Source organism: Streptomyces actinomycinicus, assembly GCF_016741775.1.
In the GTDB taxonomy this organism is placed as follows: Bacteria; Actinomycetota; Actinomycetes; order Streptomycetales; family Streptomycetaceae; genus Streptomyces; species Streptomyces actinomycinicus.
This window is the reverse complement of the sequence record NZ_JAERRK010000003.1, coordinates 63,832-79,934: the sequence shown is the minus strand read 5'-3', so window position 1 is coordinate 79,934 and position 16,103 is coordinate 63,832. Positions and strand designations below refer to the sequence as shown.

Here is a 16,103-nt window from a genome sequence, read left to right as displayed (position 1 = left end):
CCCGCCCCTTCGGTTCACGCGGATCCACGGCACGCGGATCGAGGTGATGCATTCGCACGTTCATGCATATTTTCATGTGCATGAACGGTGTTCAGGAATGCGTTGGCGGTGAGCATGCCATTGCGGCCCTGGAACGGGAAAGGGGTCGTGCGAGAGAAATGCGCGTCAGTCCGCGGGGCGTTCGATCAGGTGCATGAACGCGTCCAGGTTCCGCGTGGACTCGCCGCGAGCCACCCGCCAGGCGTACTCCTTGCGGATCGAAGAGGCGAAGCCCAGCTCCAGAAGGGTGTTGAAGGCGCCGTCGGCCGCTTCCAGGACCTGGCCGAGCAAGCGGTCGATCTCGTCCGGGGTGACGGAGGCGAGGGGCAGGCGCGCGGTGACGTAGACGTCGCCGAGCCGGTCGACGGCGTAACTCACGCCGTACAGCTTCAGGTTGCGCTCCAGCAGCCAGCGGTGGACGCCGGACTCGTTCTCGTCGGGGTGGCGGATGACGAAGGCGTTGAGCGAGAGGGAGTGCCGGCCGACGAGGAAGGAGACCGTCGTGGACAGCTTGCGCGCACCGGGCAGCTTGACCACGTAGGTCCCGGACTCGGGGCTCTCCCACTCCAGTTCGGTGTCCTCGAAGACACCCTCCAGGACCTGCCCGGCCTTCTCGACGTCACCCATGGTGGGAGCGTACGCGACGGCGGTGGGACTGGGTCGCGGCCGTGTAGACGTCGGCGGTGGCGGCGGCAGCCGTGTCCCAGCCGAAGGACCGGGCGTGCAGCGCCGCGGCCTCGCCCATGCGCGCGGCGAGGGACGGCTCGTCGGCGAACCGGCGCAGCACGCGCGCGTAGTCGGCCGGATCGTGCCCCTGGACGAGGAAGCCGGTCTCGCCGTCGCGCACGGCCACCGGCAGCCCGCCGACCGACGCCCCGAGCACCGGGGTCCCGGCCGCCTGCGCCTCTATCGCGACCAGCCCGAACGACTCGCTGTACGACGGCATGACGAGGACGGACGCGGCCCGGAACCAGTCCGCCAGCTGCTCCTGGCCGACCGGCGGACGGAACCGCACCACGTCCGCGATGCCCAGCCGGGCCGCGAGCTTCTGCAGCCCCTCCGGCTTGGCCAGTCCGCTGCCGCTGGGGCCGCCGACGACCGGCACGAGGATGCGGGACCGCAGCTCGGGGCGCTCGTCCAGCAGGACGGCCACCGCCCGCAGCAGCACGTCCGGCGCCTTCAGGGGCTGTATGCGGCCGGCGAAGAGCGGGATCAGGGCATCCTGCGGCAGGCCCAGGCGGGCCCGGGCGGCGGCCCTGGCCTCCCCGGCGGTGGCGTTCTCGGGGCCGCCCGCGGGGAAGGGGCGGAACCGCTCCAGGTTCACGCCGGGGTGGACGACGGCGACCTTCGCGGGATCGGCCGCGTAGTGCCGGACCAGCTCGTCCGCCTCCTCGGCGGTGTTGGCGACGAGCCGGTCCGCGGCCGCCACGATCTGGGTCTCGCCGATGACGCGGGCGGCGGGCTCGGGAGTGTCGCCGTCGGCCAGGTTGGCGTTCTTGACCTTGGCCATGGTGTGCATGGCGTGCACCAGGGGGACGCCCCAGCGCTGGGCGGCGAGCCAGCCGACGTGGCCGGAGAGCCAGTAGTGGGAGTGGACGAGGTCGTAGTGGCCGGGGCGGTGGCCGGCCCACGCCTGCATCACGCCGTGCGTGAAGGCGCACAGCTGGGCCGGCAGCTCCTCCTTGGCGAGGCCCTCGTAGGGGCCGGCGTCGATGTGCCGGACGAGCACCCCGGGGGCCAGCTCCACGCAGGCGGGCAGTCCGCCGGCCGTGGCCCGGGTGAAGATCTCGACCTCGATGTTGATCGCGGCGAGCCGCTGGGCCAGCTCCACGATGTAGACGTTCATGCCGCCGGCGTCACCGGTGCCGGGCTGGTGGAGCGGTGAGGTGTGTACGGAGAGCATGGCGACCCGGCGGGGCCTGCGGTGCGGCCAGAGCCGCGGGGCCACCGACGGGGAGCGTCGCCCGAGCCTGCTGACGTACTGGCTCACGTGGCGTTCCTCCTTGGTGCGGGCATGCCTGCCGGAGGGTTCACCTCGCCCTCCAAGGGTGGACAACAGCGGCGGGGGCGAACTCAATTCCCCTGCGCCGTGCTTTACCGAATCATTACCTTATTTGGCTCAACCGCTCGTCACCGGCGTGTACCCGGCAGGAACCCCACCATGACCCCGCCCCTGGGGCCCACCTGCCGGCGGCGGCCGCCCGCCCGGGGCGCCTACCCTCGTAGGCATGCCGGCCCACGTGACGCCCCTCCCCCGCTCCCGGCCCCGCTCGGCCGGGGGGAGCCCCGTCGTGGGAACGGTGACACGCGGGACGACCAACCCCAACCGGCTGCGCCGCATGGACCGCTGGATCGCGGCCGTGCACGGCGCCGAGCTGCGGCGCGCCACGGATCCGCTGGCGATCGACCTCGGGTACGGCGCCGCGCCCTGGACCGCCGTCGAACTGCTGGGCCGGCTGCGCACCGTCGCTCCCCGCACGCGCGTGGTCGGCGTCGAGATCGAACCGGAACGGGTGGCGGCGGCCACGCCGTACGAGCGCGAGGGGCTGACCTTCCGGCACGGCGGCTTCGAGATCCCCGTGCCCGGCCGCCCGATGCTCGTCCGGGCCGCCAATGTGCTGCGCCAGTACGACGAGGGCGAGGTCGCCGCGGTGTGGGAGCGGCTGTGCGCGCGGCTCGCCCCGGCCGGCGGCGGCTCGCGCGGCGGACTGCTGGTCGAAGGCACCTGCGACGAGATCGGCCGCCGGCACGTGTGGGTGGCGCTCGGCCCCGAGGGCCCCCGCACGGTCACCTTCGCCACCCGGCTGGTCTCCCTGGAACGCCCCTCCGACCTCGCCGAACGTCTACCGAAGGCACTGATCCACCGCAACGTCCCGGGCGAGCCGGTGCACGCCTTCCTCCGCGACTTCGACCGCGCCTGGGCCGCCGCCGCGCCCTACGCCTCCTACGGCGCCCGGCAGCGCTGGCTCCGTGCGGTACGGGACCTGACGGCGGACTGGCCGGTGACGGACGGCCCGGCCCGCTGGCGGCAGGGCGAAGTGACCGTGGCCTGGGAGGCTTTGGCGCCGGTGCACTGACCGGGCCGCACCGGGTGCACCGACCGCCGCCCACCGGGTGCACCGACCGCCGCCCACCGGTGCGCGAGCCCGTCCGTGCCGGCGTGCGAGCCGTCCGTGCGGGGTCGGGTCATCCCGTGTCGGTGCGCGCGTCGTCCCGTGTACCCACCGGCGCCGCGCGGACTTTCCCGCCGGAGGGAACGATCTCCGTGCGTCGCTCGTCACATCGGCACGGACATCGTCGTACCGGCGATCGGCGGGGGGAATTCCGGTTTCCGACGGCCTCTGTCGCTTTGCACGCGACCGTGGCACGATCCCTCAGGCGATCGTAAGTTACTGACGGTAAATCAGTTTGGGGGAAGTGGTATGGGTTCGGGCAAGCGCGGCCTGCTCACGGCCGCCCTGACCGTGGTCTGCGCGGTGACCGTTCTCTCGGCACCGGGCACGGCGTTCGCGGCCCCCGCGCCCACGCCCGCGCCGACGGCCGGCGGCACACCGAGCCCCTCGCCGACTCCCGGCCCGGGCAAGGACCTTGAACAGGTCCGCGAGAAGCTCGACAAGCTCTACCACGACGCGGCCGTGGCCACCGACGCCTACAACGCGGCCGAGGAGAAGAGCAAGAAGCAGTCCGCCGAGATCGTGGAGCTGGCGAAGAAGATCGTCCAGGGACAGAAGCGGCTGACGAAGCTCAAGGACCAGGCGGGCGCCGCGGCCCGCGACCAGTACCGCACCGGCGGCCTGTCCTCCACCGCCCAGTTCCTGCTCAGCGACGACCCGGGCCGGTTCCTGGACGGCGCCGGCCGGGTGCTCCAGGGCCAGCAGGCGGCGAAGAAGCTGATCGACGAAGTGGCGCGCACTCAAAAGGAGTTGCAGCAGTACGCCGACGACGCGTCCGCCCAGTGGAAGAAACTGGAGACCAACCGCAAGGCCAAGGCCGCCGCCAAGAAGAAGATCGAGGAACAGATCGACGCGGCCGAGAAGCTCGAGTCCCGGCTGGAGAAGAAGGAGAAGGAGCGGCTCGCCCAGCTGGAGCGGGAGGCCGCCGAGAAGGCGCAGACCGCCTGGCTGGACACCGGCGTACTCGACGACATCGACGCCAAGGCCTCCGCACGCGGCAAGAAGGCCGTGAAGTACGCCTCCGCCCAGCTCGGCAAGCCGTACGTGTGGGGCGCCGAGGGACCGGACTCCTTCGACTGCTCCGGCCTGACCTCGCAGGCCTGGGCGTCGGCCGGCCGTCCCGTGCCGCGCACCTCGCAGGAGCAGTGGAAGCAGCTCAAGCACGTCGACATCAAGGACATGCGCCCCGGCGACCTCATCATCTACTTCGGTGACGCCAGCCATGTCGCGATGTACGTCGGGGACGGCGCGATCATCCACGCCCCGCGCCCCGGGCGGTCGGTGACGATCGCGGGCGCCGGTTCGATGCCGATCCTGGGTGTCGTACGCCCGGACGCCTGAGCACGATCGCCCGTCACGCCGAGGGCCGTGGTGCCCCGCACGCCGAGGGCCGTGGCGCCCGCACGCCGAGGGCCGTGGCGCCCGCACGCCGAGGGCCTGGCGCCCGCACGCCGTCGGCCGTGGCGCCCGCCCATGTGCCCGGTGACGTGCGTCATGTGACCCACCGCACGGCCAACCACCGCCCAAACCCACGCAGGACGTGAGCTTCGTCATCCCCTCCGGACCGGCGGCCTGTCCAACTGCGGTACGGAACGCGGCATATGACAGCGGCGGCATCCGTAGCGACGCGGCTCACACCATTCCATCGGGGCGGTCGTAGCCGCTATGGTCCCGGTCGGTGGGTCGAGACCCCTCGACGCCACCCGTGCCCTCGGGGGGAGGGAAGGAACCCAACACGATGCCCGTACCCGTACCGCGGCAGAGAGCGATCCCGGCCGTGGAGAGTGGTCAGGCGCAGGCCGCCCGCGCAGTCGGCGGTCCCCTCAAGGAAGAGGCCCACCGCGACCCCACGACCGTGAACGGCGCCGGCGCCGCTCTCACCCTGCTGCTGATCGAGGACGATCCGGCCGGCTCGCCGATCGTGCCCGATCTGCTGGACCCGGCCGGCAAGCCGATCCGCGTCCGCACCGCCCGCAACCTCACCGAGGCCGAGCGGCTGCTCACCGACGACGTCCACTGCATCCTGCTGGACCTGGCGCTCCCGGCGCCGGGTGGCAGCGGCACCGACGACGAGCTGGCCGTGCTCAAGCACGTCCTCCGGCTCGCACCCCGGCATGCCGTGCTCGCGCTGACCGCCTCCGGCGACGCCGAGCGCGGCACCGAAGCCGTGCGCGTCGGCGCCCAGGACTACCTCTTCCGGGACGAACTGGACGGCCGGCTGCTCAGCCGTGCCATCCGCTACGCGGTGGAGCGGAAACGGTCCGACACGGCCGAGCGGAGGCTCGCCGAGGGCAAGCTGCGTGCGCAGGAGAACCGCCGGCTGGAGCGCGGCCTGCTGCCGACCCCGCTGCTGGAGGGCTCCGCGCTGCGTTTCGCCGCCCGGTACCGCCCGGGCCGTTCCCGGGCCCTGCTCGGCGGCGACTTCTACGACGCCGTACGCACCCCCGACGGCACCGTGCACGCCATGATCGGTGACGTCTGCGGACACGGCCCGGACGAGGCCGCGCTCGGCGTGGAGCTGCGCATCGCATGGCGGGCACTGACCCTGGCCGGGCTGTGCGGGGACGAGCTGCTGAACACGCTGCAGCAGGTGCTGGAGCACGAGCGTTCCGACGAGGAGATCTTCGCGACGCTGTGCACGGTGGACATCGCGCCGGACGGGCGCCGTGCGGGCCTGTGCCTGGCGGGTCACCCGGCCCCGCTGATCGCCCGCCCCGGCCGTCCCGCCCGGCTGCTGCCGTACGACAACAACGGGCCCGCCCTGGGCCTGCTGCCCGGCGCCCGCTGGCCGCGGATGCAGGTGGAGCTGGGCTCCGAGTGGAGCCTGATGCTCTACACCGACGGCCTGATCGAGGGCCGCGTCGGCGTGGGCGGTGACCGGCTCGGCCAGGACGGCATGGTGGAGATGATCCGCCGGCAGCTCTCGGAGGGGCTGCGGGGCGAGGACCTGCTGCGGGCGGCGGTGAGCGAGGTCCGCGATCTCAACGGGGGCGAGCTGACGGACGACGTGGCGGTCGTACTGCTGGACCGGACGGCGTAGGGCGTCTCGCCGTAGGGCGTCCCGCCGTCGCCGGCGCGACCACCCCACGGCGGGTTGCCGCTAGCGGCCCCCCTTGTACGGCCCGTACGGACCGTCGCTGCTGCTTCCGCGGCGGCGGCCCCAGCCGCGGCCGCCGCCGACCTGCTGGAGCGCGGGGCGGACGTCCACGATGTAGACGATGCTCGCGACCGCGCCGGCGATCGGCAGGATGGACAGGATCGAGAACAGCCAGCTGACCACGAGCGCGATGCCGAGGATGATCAGCCAGAAGACCTTGTTCTGCTTGTCGGCGGCGCGGAAGGCGTCCTCGCGGCGGAACGCTGCGTCGAACAGCCCGAACGCGGCCAGGGCCATCAGAACGATCTTCAAGATGCCCATGAACCCCGTGAAGCCCAACATCAGCATGCTGCCCACCGCCCGTTGAAAACCGATCCCGGATACGCCGCCACCGTACCCATAGAACGGGCCGGACACCCCAAAGGTGCCCGGCCCGGATGCGTCTCGCCCGTCACCGTCACTTGGCCGGCGGGGTGGTCTTCTTCGCGGTGGTGCTCTTGCGGGGCGCCGGGGCCTTCTTCGCCGCGGGCTTCTTGTCCGCCTCCGGCTCGGCCTTCGCCGTGGCCGGCTTCTGCTCGTCGTCCCTGACCTCGACCGGCTCGGGCTTGCCCTCGACGGCGATCGCCAGTTCCTCGATCTCCTCGGCGGCCTCGCCGCGCCAGGTCTTCACGGTCTGCTCGCCGTGCTCGGCCACCTTCTCGTAGGTCTCGCGGGCCTTGACCGCGTACTCGGCGGCGACGCCGACACCGCGCAGGGCGAGGTCCTGGGCGGACTCGCCGAGCTTCTTGAGGTCGACGTCGAGGGCGCCGATGAACTCGTTGACCTTGGTCTGGAGCGTCTCCTGCGCCTCCTTGGCGCGGGCGGCGGCCTTTTCCTGGACGGCCTTCGGGTCGGTGTTGCGCACGGCCTCGATGCGGGCCGGGGCCTCGGCACGCAGCTGCTCGACCAGGGCCGGCACCTTCTTGGCCTGCTGAAGCGCCAGGTCGGCGGTGCCGGCGGCGAAGTAGAGCGGGGTGGGGTCGCTGAGAGTCTTGCGCAGGTCGTCGGTGATGGCCATGGTGAGGGTTCCTCCCGGATCGGATTCGCGTTCGGCTGGGATGGTGTGGTCCGCGGTGGGTGGCCGGAGCCCTGGTCCGGCGTTATCCGGCCGTCCGCCGTGGACCGGCGTCTCTTTCGCTTCCGGCGGCATCGCCTCCGCCGGCCGTACGGCTGCCGTCGCCGGTCTCCCGGCCCACGACCCCGTCCTGCTCGTACCCGGCCGGCTCCCCGGCCCCGAATCCGTTCTCCTTGCGGAAGGACTCGTAGATCTGCAGCAGCACCTGCTTCTGCCGCTCGTTGAGGGACGGGTCGGCGAGGATGACCGCCCGGGTCTCCACCTCGTCCATGTCCCGCTCGGCGTCGAGGATGCCGGCGCGGACGTACAGCGTCTCGGCGGAGATGCGCAGGGCCTTGGCGACCTGCTGGAGCACCTCCGCGCTGGGCTTGCGCAGCCCGCGCTCGATCTGGCTCAGGTACGGGTTGGACACCCCGGCGGCGTCGGCGAGCTGCCGCAGCGACAGCTGGGCGTTTCGCCGCTGCTCGCGCAGGTACTCACCGAGATTGCCGACGTTCAGCGATGCCATGCCTCCACCTTGCCCCACCCGCGCTAACAATTGCAAGCACCCTGCTTGCAAAAGTGTGTCCGCGGGTCGCCGCCCGGGCGGCTCGTAGCGTGGGGGTCATGGACCTCGACACCGTCCGGACCTTCGTCACCGCAGCCGACGCGGGACAGTTCCAGGAGGCCGCCGCCGAGCTGGCGGTCACCCAGCAGGCCGTCTCCAAGCGCATCGCCACGCTCGAGCGCACCCTCGGCGTGCGGCTGTTCACCCGTACCCCGCGCGGCGCCGAACTGACCATCGACGGGCAGGCCTTCCTGCCCCACGCGCGCGAGCTGCTGCGCGTGAGCGAGCGTGCGGTCGCCTCCGTCCGCCCCGGCCGCCGGCCGCTGCGCGTCGACATCATCGCCTCGCGCGGTGCGGCCTCGGGCCTGATGCGCGGTTTCCACCGCGCGCACCCCGAGATCGAACTCGACGTGGTGATGCTGTTCGGCATCGAGACTGCCGTCGCCGCCCTCCGGTCCGGCGAGATCGACGCGACCTTCCGGGCCGTCGCCGCGCCGGGCCGGCCCTTCCCCGAGGACATCGTGGCCGCCCGGGTGCTCGACGAGCCGCTGGATCTTCTCACCGGCCCCGCGCACGCGCTGGCGGACGCCCGGTCGGTGAGCCTCGCCGACCTCGTCGGTCACCGGATCTGGATGCCGGGCATCGTCCCCGGCACCGAGTGGGCGGCCTACTACGACGACCTCGTCGCCGAGTTCGGCCTCACCATCGAGGCGACCGGTCCCAACTTCGGCTCCGACGCACTCCTCGACACCGTCGCCGACACCCCGTCCCTGGCCACCTTCATGGGCGGGCACACGCTTCCCCGGATACCGCCCGGAGGCGCCCCCGGCGGCTGGCCCGCCGGTCACGGCCTGCGCCGCATCCCGGTGACCGGCCCGACGCCCGTCTACCCGCACTCCCTCCTCTGGCGCCGCGACAGCCCCCACCCGGCGCTGGCCACCCTCCGCGCCTACCTCGGCGCCGCGGTGTCCGGCCAGGACGCCGCCGGAACCTGGGCGCCGGACTGGGTGATCCCGCACTGAACGCCGCCGTGCGCCCGGTCAGGAATCGAGAAGCGGTGGCCCCGTGGGCGCCGCTAGCGTGGCGGGGGCGATTCCACGGACGGGAGTGACGATGAGCATCACCACGAGGACGGACGCGACGGCGGGCGCTGCGCACGCCGCCGACAGCCACGAGCTGATCCGCGTGCACGGGGCGCGCGAGAACAACCTCAGGAACGTCAGCGTCGAGATCCCCAAGCGCCGGCTGACGGTGTTCACGGGTGTCTCCGGTTCCGGCAAGAGCTCCCTGGTGTTCGACACCATCGCCGCGGAGTCGCAGCGGCTGATCAACGAGACGTACAGCGCGTTCGTCCAGGGCTTCATGCCCACGCTGGCACGGCCCGACGTCGACGTGCTGGACGGACTGACCACCGCGATCATCGTCGACCAGCAGCGCATGGGCGCCGACCCGCGCTCCACGGTCGGTACCGCCACCGACGCCAACGCGATGCTGCGCATCCTCTTCAGCCGGCTCGGCACCCCGCACATCGGCTCGCCCAAGGCGTTCTCCTTCAACGTCGCCTCGATCAGCGGGGCCGGCGCGGTCACCGTGGAGCGCGCCGGGAAGGCCGTGAAGGAACGGCGCGAGTTCAGCATCACCGGCGGCATGTGCCCGCGCTGCGAGGGCCGCGGCTCCGTCACCGACATCGACCTCACGCAGCTCTACGACGAGGACAGGTCGCTCGCCGAGGGCGCGCTCACCATCCCCGGCTACAAGCCCGGCGGCTGGAACTACCGCCTCTACACCGAGTCCGGTCTCTTCGACCCGGACAAGCCGATCCGCACCTTCACCAAGCGGCAGCTGGACGACTTCCTGTACCGCGAGCCGACCCGGATGAAGATCGCGGGCATCAACATGACCTACGAGGGCCTGATCCCGCGGATCCAGAAGTCGATGCTCGCCAAGGACCGGGAGGCGATGCAGCCGCACATCCGGGAGTTCGTGGACCGCGCGGTCACCTTCACGACCTGCCCCGACTGCCTCGGCACCCGGCTCAGCGCCGCGGCCCGGTCCTCGAAGATCGAGGGGATCAGCATCGCCGACGCCTGCGCCATGCAGATCAGCGATCTCGCCGAGTGGGTGCGCGGCCTGGACGAGCCGTCGGTGGCGCCGCTGCTCACCTCGCTGGGCGACACCCTCGACTCCTTCGTGGAGATCGGCCTCGGCTACCTCTCGCTGGACCGGCCGGCCGGCACCCTCTCCGGCGGCGAGGCCCAGCGCACCAAGATGATCCGCCACCTCGGTTCCTCGCTCACCGACGTCACCTACGTCTTCGACGAGCCGACCACCGGTCTGCACCCGCACGACATCCAGCGCATGAACGACCTGCTGCTCCGCCTGCGGGACAAGGGCAACACGGTGCTCGTGGTGGAGCACAAGCCGGAGGTCATCGCGATCGCCGACCACGTGGTGGACCTCGGCCCCGGCGCCGGTACGGCGGGCGGCACCGTCTGCTTCGAGGGAACCGTCGCCGGGCTGCGCGCCGCCGACACGCTCACCGGCCGCCACCTGGACGACCGGGCCGCGCTGAAGGAGACGGTCCGCAAGCCGACCGGAGCCCTGGAGATCCGCGGCGCGACCGCCCACAACCTGCAGGGCGTCGACGTGGACGTGCCGCTCGGCGTGCTGGTCGTCGTCACCGGTGTCGCCGGCTCCGGCAAGAGTTCGCTGGTGCACGGCTCGGTCCCGGCCCGCGAGGGCGTCGTGTCGGTCGACCAGGCGCCGATCCGCGGCTCGCGGCGCAGCAACCCGGCGACGTACACCGGGCTGCTGGAGCCCATCCGCAAGGCGTTCGCCAAGGCCAACGGCGTGAAGCCGGCCCTGTTCAGTGCCAACTCCGAGGGTGCCTGCCCCGCCTGCAACGGCGCCGGGGTCGTCTACACCGACCTGGCGATGATGGCCGGGGTGGCCACCACCTGCGAGGAGTGCGAGGGCAAGCGGTTCGACGCCTCGGTGCTGGAGTACCACCTCGGCGGCCGGGACATCAGCGAGGTGCTGGCGATGCCGGTGACCCAGGCGGAGGAGTTCTTCGGCAGCGGCGAGGCGCGCACCCCGGCCGCGCACCGCATCCTGCGGAACATGGCCGACGTCGGCCTCGGCTACCTGACGCTCGGCCAGCCGCTGACCACGCTGTCCGGCGGTGAGCGGCAGCGGCTGAAGCTGGCCACGCACATGTCCGACAAGGGCGGGGTCTACGTCCTGGACGAGCCGACCACCGGTCTGCACCTCGCCGACGTCGAGCAGCTGCTCGGCCTGCTCGACCGGCTGGTCGACTCCGGCAAGTCGGTGATCGTCATCGAGCACCACCAGGCGGTCATGGCGCACGCGGACTGGATCATCGACCTGGGTCCCGGCGCGGGCCACGACGGCGGCCGCGTCGTCTTCGAGGGCACGCCGGCCGAACTGGTCGAAGCCCGGTCCACGCTCACCGGCGAACACCTGGCGGAGTACGTCCTGTCCCCGTCCGGAAGCCCCGCACAGCGCCGTTGACCCCACGGGTCCTGCGGACCGCGAGCCGGTTGGGACTACGCGTCCGCGGACCGCGGGCCCCCGTGGGACTGCGGGCCAGTGGACCGCAGGCCGGCGAGTCCGCCCCCGCCCGGGCCGCGGACGGGCCGAGGTCGGCGGCGGGGGTGGGAGCCGGCCTCCTTGGACGGCGCCGGTCTGTCCTCGAAGCCGCCCGCCCGCAGGATCTCGTCGATCCGCGCCCGGTGCGCCTTCTCCAGTCGTCCAGGGTCCCGGCGGCCTCCTCGGCCAGCCTGGCCCGGGCCGCCCGCCCGGGCTCGGCGCGGTGGACGGCGGCGTGCAGCATGAGGTTGTCGCCGGGCGGGCAGCTCACCGTGAACGCCGGCCCGCCACGCGCGGCACCGGCCCCCACAACGGCCGTATCCCGATGTCCATGACCTGCTCCCGGCCGAGCAGATCGGCGAGCGCGGTGGTGGGGAGGTCCGCGAAGCCGTGCCCGGCGCCGGGTGGCGGCTCGTCGTGGTCATGGTGCGCACGCTATCTCCCCGGCGCGGGCCGCCGTCAGAACGGCAACGGCCGGGAGTGCACCACGTCCAGCCGGGACACCGCCCGGGTCAGCACCACGTACAGCCGGTGGGCGCCCCGTTCCTCCGCCTCGGCCACGGCGGCCGGTTCGACGGCGACGACGTGGTCGTACTCCAGGCCCTTGACCATGCTCGCGGGAACGACGGTCACCCGGGCGCCGAGCGCGTCGGCCCCGGCCGTCTCGATGCCGGCCGCGGTGAGCGCCTCACGCACCCGGTCCGTGTCCGCGTCGGCCGCGATCACGCCGACCGACCCCTCCCGGGCGAGTGCGTCCCGTACGGCGGCCACGGTGGTGCCGGGCACGTCCTCGGTCGGCCGCAGGGTCAGCTCCCCGTCCGTACGCAGGGAGGTGGCGGCGGGTACGGCGACGTCGAGCCGGGCCAGCAGCCGGTTGGCCAGCTCCACGACGGCCGCCGGCACCCGGAACCCGGTGGTGAGCGGCACCACGGCCGCGTCCGGCCGGCCCAGGTGGCGCAGCTGGACGGACCAGTCGCGGGCGGCCCACGGGGTGGTGCCCTGGGCGAGGTCGCCGAGGACGGTCAGCGAGCCGAACGCGGCCCGGCGGGCGATGGCCCGGCACTCCATCGGGGAGAGGTCCTGCGCCTCGTCCACGACGATGTGGCCGTGACCCTCGGGGTGTTCGATCAGTCCGGCCAGTTCGTCGAGCAGGACCAGGTCGGCGGCCGACCAGCGGGCCGACTTGTACGAGCGCGGCGGGCGGGCCCACGGCAGGGCGGTCTCCTCCTCGGGGTCCAGCAGCCCGTCCGCCGCACGGGCCAGCACCGCGCGGTCGGTGAGGAGTTCGGCGAGGACCTCCTCGGGACGGACCCTGGGCCAGACGGCGTCGAGCTGTTCGGTCAGCGGCCGGCACCGCTCGATCCGGCGCGTCCAGGAGGCCGGCAGGACCCCGGAGCGCCGCTCGGCCCGGTCCCGCAGCAGCCGCACCACCCGGGTGCGCACGCGCTCCCGCCCGACGGCGTACGGCGGTTCCTCGGCGCGCACCTCCTCGACGAGGGCGGCTAGTTCACGGGCGGGCACCCGCCAGCGGTAGGAGCCGTCGGGCACGGCGAGATCGGTCACGCCGGCCACGGTCACGCGCGCGTACAGCGCCCGGCGCAGCACCTCGGCCATCCGCGGGTCGTGCTTGACGGCGGCGGTGGCGGCGGGGTCGGTGCCGGCGGCCGGGTGGCGGGCGATCTCCTCCAGCAGGGTGGACTGGCGCACGCCCGTCTCGCCGAGGGCGGGCAGCACCTCGGCGATGTAGGTCAGGAAGGTGCGGTTGGGGCCGAGGATGAGCAGGCCGGAGCGCTGGAGCCGCTTGGGGTGGGTGTAGAGCAGGTACGCGGCGCGGTGCAGGCCGACGGCGGTCTTGCCGGTGCCGGGGGCGCCCTGCACGCACACGGACGCGGTGAGGGCGGCGCGCACGAGGTCGTCCTGCTCGGGCTGGATGGTGGCGGCGATGTCCCGCATGGGCCCGACGCGCGGCCGCTCGATCTCGCGGGCCACGATGTCGCTGGTCCGTGACTCGCCCCGGCCGAGGTGCTCGTCCTCCAGGCCGGTGAGGTCGGCGGAGTCGCCCCGGCTGCCGGGCGCCCAGCCGAACCGGCGCCGGACCTCGACGCCCTGCGGGTCGAGGGCGCTCGCCTGGTAGAAGGCGCGGGAGACGGGGGCCCGCCAGTCGACCACGAGGGGCGGGGCGGCCGGGTCCTCGGTGATCCGCAGCCGGCCGACGTGATAGTGCTGCCCGCCGTGTCCGGGCTCCTCGTCGCCGAAGTCGAGGCGGCCGAAGAACAGCGGGCCCGGCGGGAGTTCGCGCATGGCCTTGGCCCGGCTGCGCAGCCGGTGTCCGAGGACCTCGGCATCGGCGCCGGAGGCGGAGACGTCCTCGCCGATGACGACCTGTTCGGCGGCACCCTCGACCATGGCGGCGAGGGCGGCACGGCAGGTGTCGTGGTGGGCGCGCTCGGAGTGGAGGGTGTCCGTGAGGGCGGGGTGGGGTGACGTCATGCCGCAAGCCTACGGCAATAATGTGACCGAGTTAAGTTTTTAACCGAGTTTCACTCATGCCCCCGGGGCGCCAGCCCCGGCAGGCCCGCCGCCAGCTGCCGGAACGCCCGCTCGGCCCACCGCACCGCGTCCGGGGCGACCCGCTCGACCGGCTCCCCCGCCGCGATCCGCCGCCAGTTCTCCAGGGCGAGGATGCGCTGCACGGCGATGATCTGCCCGGCCGCCAGCCGCGCGTCCAGTCCCCCGCCGAGCGCCTCGGCGAGCGCGGCCTCCTGCCGCTCCAGATGCCCGTGGGCCCGTGCGACCAGGGCGGGGGTGTCGTAGAGCAGGGCGTGGAAGGCGAGCACGTCGGGATGGTCGTTCAGGCCGGTGACCGGGTCGCGCCGCTCCAGACCGGCCAGGAAGTTCCGGCGCAGCGCGTCCACCGGATCGGCCGTCCCGGCGACCACCCGGGCGGCCTCCGTCTCGTGGTCCGCGATCCGGTGCAGGACCAGGTCCTCCTTGGCCGGGAAGTACCGGAAGAGGGTCGGCTTGGAGATCCCGGCCGCGGCGGCGACCTCCGCCACCGACACCGCGTCGAAGCCGCGCTCCAGGAACATCCGTACGGCGATGTCCGACACGTCCTGGTACATCCGCTGCTTCTTGCGCTCGCGCAGCCCCATCTCACCCATGGCGCCGAGCCTACGCACCGCGGCGGTGCGCGACGGACGTCAGCGCCCCCGTCCGAACCGGACTCCGGCGCCGCTCGGCCCCGTCGGAATCACGGCGGGCCTCGCCGCCGCGGACCCTTGCTCACGGCACCAGCGCACCAGCGCCGAAGCGATCCTGCGGGTTCCCGGCACCGGGTCGAGCCCGAGCGGCAGCGCGGCGTCCGCCAGGATCCCGCGCAGCGTGAACGCGGCCGGGGCGATCTGCCGCCGGCCCACCTCCGGACCGGCGTCCAGGTGCAGGGCCGTCCGGATCACGTCGGTGAAGACGGACTGCGCCCTCTTGTAGGCGAGCAGACGTCCCAGATCGCCCTCCCAGCCGCCGGCGCTGCCGGCCCTGACCCCTTCGACGGTCTCGCACCAGTGCCGGACGACGGCACGCACCTGCCGTGCGGGGTAGCGCATCAGATGGAGGTGGGTCGCCAGGTCGTACAGCGGGTCGCCGAACATCGCCAGCTCCCAGTCGATCGTCCACAGACGCCGCATGGCGTCGACGATGAAGTTCTCGCGGTGCAGATCGGCGTGCAGCAGGCAGAACGGCCGTTCCCTGAGGCCGGAAACGTTCTTTCGCAGGTACCTGAACGACTCCGCTCCCAGCCCGAGGTCCTCGAACAGTCCGGCGAACCTCTGCTGGTTCGCGAGATAGACGCGCTGCTCGGTGAAATGGACGAGACGCTCCAGGAAGCCGTCGGTGTCGCCGTCCTCGGGACGGTCGTCCGGCTCGCAGCGCCGATCCGCCGCGAGTGCGTCGGGCCGGACCGAGACCAACTGCCGGAACAGAGTCATGATCTGGCCGAGATAGACATCGGGGACGGTGGCACCCGATCGGTGGAAGTAGCCGAGCGTATGTCCTTCGATGAAGCGCTGCAGACCGATTCCACCCACCTGGATGATGTCGGGAATCCCCTGGATCAGCCCACTGAGGGCCTGCAGCAGCTGCTCCTCGGACGCGAAGCAGCGGCGGTCGAACCAGAGCAGGTCGGCCCGCGGTTCCCGGCATTTCCATCGCCCCGACCGCTCGTCCTCCATGGCGTCGGACAGCGGAAACACGTAGGTCTCGTGGTGGTAGCCGTGGAGCGGTCCCTCGACCGCACTCTCGTCACCACTCGCCTCGACCGCGTGCAGTCGGGCAAGGGAAGCTGGTTCGGGTGGCATTTCCTGTTTCTCTCACCATGCCCCTGCCGAAGGAGGCAGAAGTGGGAGCACGGTACTCCTCTTCGGACGGGCTCCGTGCCAGACCGCCACGACACGACACGACGCGGCTGCGCAGGGAGGCGGTGTGCCGTTCGGTGATGACGCGCAGCAGGGCCTTCATGATGCGTTCGGC

General features: G+C 72.7%; 13 protein-coding genes and 1 pseudogene. 5 read left to right on the top strand and 9 right to left on the bottom strand.

Annotated elements, in window-relative coordinates:
- Nucleotides 1–165 precede the first annotated feature (165 nt).
- Nucleotides 166–666 (bottom strand): type III secretion system chaperone family protein, encoded by a 501-nt coding sequence (locus tag JK359_RS07330; protein WP_201833016.1) that lies wholly within the window; start codon nucleotides 664–666, stop codon nucleotides 166–168.
- Nucleotides 659–2,029, bottom strand: a complete 1,371-nt coding sequence (gene mshA / locus JK359_RS07325) for a D-inositol-3-phosphate glycosyltransferase (protein WP_201833015.1) — start codon at nucleotides 2,027–2,029, stop codon at nucleotides 659–661. Before mshA ends, JK359_RS07330 begins: the two co-directional genes overlap by 8 nt.
- A 301-nt stretch (nucleotides 2,030–2,330) precedes the next feature.
- Here mshA and JK359_RS07320 point away from each other — a divergent pair, with 301 nt between their 5' ends.
- The 3 genes from JK359_RS07320 to JK359_RS07310 all read left to right on the top strand — a co-directional run bounded on the left by JK359_RS07320 (nucleotide 2,331) and on the right by JK359_RS07310 (nucleotide 6,252).
- A complete protein-coding gene (locus JK359_RS07320; protein WP_201833013.1) occupies nucleotides 2,331–3,116 on the top strand; it encodes a class I SAM-dependent methyltransferase in 786 nt (261 codons plus the stop codon).
- A 345-nt stretch (nucleotides 3,117–3,461) separates the two neighbouring features.
- The gene (locus JK359_RS07315; protein ID WP_201833011.1) at nucleotides 3,462–4,553 is read left to right on the top strand and encodes a C40 family peptidase; all 1,092 of its coding nucleotides are present in this window, start codon (nucleotides 3,462–3,464) and stop codon (nucleotides 4,551–4,553) included.
- A gap of 397 nt (nucleotides 4,554–4,950) precedes the next feature.
- Complete coding sequence (locus JK359_RS07310) at nucleotides 4,951–6,252, top strand: PP2C family protein-serine/threonine phosphatase (RefSeq protein ID WP_201833010.1); 1,302 nt, start codon at nucleotides 4,951–4,953, stop codon at nucleotides 6,250–6,252.
- A 60-nt stretch (nucleotides 6,253–6,312) separates the two neighbouring features.
- Here the strand turns inward: JK359_RS07310 and JK359_RS07305 are convergent, their stop codons facing one another.
- The 3 genes from JK359_RS07305 to JK359_RS07295 form a co-directional block, all read right to left on the bottom strand.
- The gene (locus JK359_RS07305) at nucleotides 6,313–6,666 is read right to left on the bottom strand and encodes a DUF2516 family protein (RefSeq protein WP_201833008.1); all 354 of its coding nucleotides are present in this window, start codon (nucleotides 6,664–6,666) and stop codon (nucleotides 6,313–6,315) included.
- 100 nt (nucleotides 6,667–6,766) lie between these two features.
- Nucleotides 6,767–7,366 carry a hypothetical protein gene (locus JK359_RS07300; protein WP_201833006.1) on the bottom strand — a complete coding sequence of 200 codons (600 nt, stop codon included), beginning with the start codon at nucleotides 7,364–7,366 and terminating at the stop codon, nucleotides 6,767–6,769.
- 82 nt (nucleotides 7,367–7,448) lie between these two features.
- Entirely contained in the window at nucleotides 7,449–7,931 is a 483-nt protein-coding gene (locus JK359_RS07295) for a helix-turn-helix domain-containing protein (RefSeq protein WP_201833004.1), read from the bottom strand.
- A 98-nt stretch (nucleotides 7,932–8,029) separates the two neighbouring features.
- Between JK359_RS07295 and JK359_RS07290 the strand changes: the two genes are divergently transcribed.
- The gene (locus JK359_RS07290) at nucleotides 8,030–8,992 is read left to right on the top strand and encodes a LysR family transcriptional regulator (RefSeq protein ID WP_201833002.1); all 963 of its coding nucleotides are present in this window, start codon (nucleotides 8,030–8,032) and stop codon (nucleotides 8,990–8,992) included.
- Between the two features lie 91 nt (nucleotides 8,993–9,083).
- Nucleotides 9,084–11,501: an ATP-binding cassette domain-containing protein gene (locus JK359_RS07285; protein WP_201833001.1), complete on the top strand. Its 2,418-nt coding sequence runs from the start codon at nucleotides 9,084–9,086 to the stop codon at nucleotides 11,499–11,501.
- Between the two features lie 286 nt (nucleotides 11,502–11,787).
- Here JK359_RS07285 and JK359_RS38810 read toward each other — a convergent pair.
- From JK359_RS38810 to JK359_RS07270, 4 genes and pseudogenes are all read right to left on the bottom strand, one after another.
- Nucleotides 11,788–11,933, bottom strand: a pseudogene (locus JK359_RS38810) (RraA family protein); the annotation flags it as partial.
- A gap of 105 nt (nucleotides 11,934–12,038) precedes the next feature.
- Complete coding sequence (locus JK359_RS07280; RefSeq protein WP_201832999.1) at nucleotides 12,039–14,069, bottom strand: HelD family protein; 2,031 nt, start codon at nucleotides 14,067–14,069, stop codon at nucleotides 12,039–12,041.
- A gap of 50 nt (nucleotides 14,070–14,119) precedes the next feature.
- A complete protein-coding gene (locus JK359_RS07275; RefSeq protein ID WP_201832997.1) occupies nucleotides 14,120–14,740 on the bottom strand; it encodes a TetR family transcriptional regulator in 621 nt (206 codons plus the stop codon).
- Nucleotides 14,741–14,779: 39 nt separating this feature from the next.
- Nucleotides 14,780–15,931, bottom strand: coding sequence for an aminoglycoside phosphotransferase family protein (locus JK359_RS07270; RefSeq protein WP_201832995.1), 1,152 nt, complete (start codon nucleotides 15,929–15,931; stop codon nucleotides 14,780–14,782).
- Nucleotides 15,932–16,103 lie beyond the last annotated feature (172 nt).